Origin of the sequence: Synechococcus sp. UW179A (assembly GCF_900473965.1) — a bacterium.
Taxonomy (GTDB): Bacteria; Cyanobacteriota; Cyanobacteriia; order PCC-6307; family Cyanobiaceae; genus Synechococcus_C.
This window is the reverse complement of the sequence record NZ_UCNJ01000015.1, coordinates 1-1205: the sequence shown is the minus strand read 5'-3', so window position 1 is coordinate 1205 and position 1205 is coordinate 1. Positions and strand designations below refer to the sequence as shown.

The window sequence follows — 1205 nt, the reverse complement described above, 5'->3', positions numbered from 1 at the left end:
TATTCTGTTGAAAAAGTCGACGTTGGCTGGGTTGGTTGAGCGCTTTGGATCCAAGGCGAGTGAGGTCGCTGCCTCTCTCAGGCGGTGGCGAGGCTCGGCGTGGGCCGCATCTTGGCCAGTTTCCGGAGGTTCTGGGCTGCGGCAGCGAGGTGGAACTCATCTTTTGCTCCGTTGGGACCGCGGAGACGCAAGCGGTCCAGCTTCAGGATCCGCTTGAGATGCGCGAAGAGCATCTCGACCTTCTTTCGCTGGCGGCGTGAGACAAGATAGGCGTCACTTTTGGAGATATCGCGTGCCAGGTCGCGTGCGCCTTCGTGGACCGAGCGCACGATCTTGCGGGTCTCCGTGCGGGGTGCGCAGCGCTGCTTGAGATTGCATGCCTGACAGTCCTTCTGGCTCGCACGGTAGCGGATGAAGCCATCGGCATTGGCCAGCGGCCGCGGGGCCTTGAAGTTGCGGTTGGATGGTCTCAACCGGTTACCGCCAGGGCAGAGGTAACTGTCGTCCTCGGCGTCATAGGCAAAGTCGGACCGCGCAAGAGTGCCGTCGCTGCGTGCAGACTTGTCGAACACGGGGATATGGGGCTCGATGCCCTTGTCCTCGACCAGCCATGCAAGGTTCGGCGCCGAGCCATAAGCTGTATCAGCTACGAGCCGCTCGGGCCACAAGCCGAAGCGTTCCTGCGTTCGCTCGATCATCCTTCGCTGCGCAAGCACTTCGGCCTGCCGGACCGATGTCGTCGCCTCCACATCGACGATCACCGCGTGATCGAGGTCGATCAGATAGTTGGTGGAGTAGGAGTAGAAGGCCGCCTCGCGCGTTGCCGCAGTCCAGCGCGCAGCTGGATCGGTGAGGTTGATCCGCTTCGGCTCGACAGGTGTGGCTCCGCCGAAGGCTGCATCATCGAGGACCTCGAGATACTCAGCGACCGCACGACCGGCAGCTTCGGGCGGGAGCCCTTCTTCTCCCGGTACCGAACGCTGGCGGTGAACATCGGCGCGGATCAGGCTCGCATCGACCGCGAAGCCTTCTGCTCCCACCAGTCCTTCTCTCATGCAGCGCTCGACGGTCATCTCGAACAGCTTGCGCAGCAGGTCGCTGTCACGGAACCGGCCGTGCCGGTTCTTGGAGAAGGTGGAGTGATCGGGCACCGACCCCTCAAGATCGAGCCGGCAGAACCAGCGATAGGCGAGGTTGAGGTGCAC

The 1205-nt window shown here is 62.7% G+C and carries 1 protein-coding gene; it reads right to left on the bottom strand.

The genetic code is table 11. From position 1 onward, the window contains the following. Window positions 1–77: 77 nt before the first annotated feature. Window positions 78–1205: transposase (locus DXY31_RS08505; RefSeq protein ID WP_114993375.1), on the bottom strand; the 1128-nt coding region annotated here is incomplete at its 5' end.